We start from the raw sequence: 305 nt of genomic DNA, 5'->3' as shown, positions 1-305 counted from the left end.
CGACCATGATTTCCCACGCTGCGGTACGACCGCCGCCAACCTTCTTCAGCAGCGCCTGCGAGATCACCGCACGCAGCGACTCGGACAGCATCGAGCGCACCATCGGCTTTTCGCCGGCCGGGAACACGTCGATGATGCGGTCGATGGTCTTGGCCGCCGAGCTGGTGTGCAGGGTGCCGAACACCAGGTGACCGGTTTCCGCGGCGGTCAGCGCCAGGCGGATGGTTTCCAGGTCGCGAAGTTCGCCGACCAGGATGATGTCCGGGTCCTCGCGCAGTGCCGAGCGCAGCGCTTCGTTGAAGCCA

At 65.9% G+C, this 305-nt stretch carries 1 protein-coding gene; it reads right to left on the bottom strand.

Annotated elements, in window-relative coordinates:
- A partial coding sequence (locus EN850_RS35390; protein ID WP_189591348.1) for an ATPase, T2SS/T4P/T4SS family occupies window positions 1–305 on the bottom strand: 305 nt, incomplete at both ends.

Source organism: Mesorhizobium sp. M8A.F.Ca.ET.207.01.1.1, assembly GCF_004794715.1.
Taxonomy (GTDB): Bacteria; Pseudomonadota; Alphaproteobacteria; order Rhizobiales; family Rhizobiaceae; genus Mesorhizobium.
Note: the sequence above shows the minus strand (reverse complement) of the source record. Positions and strands in the feature narration are given on the sequence as shown.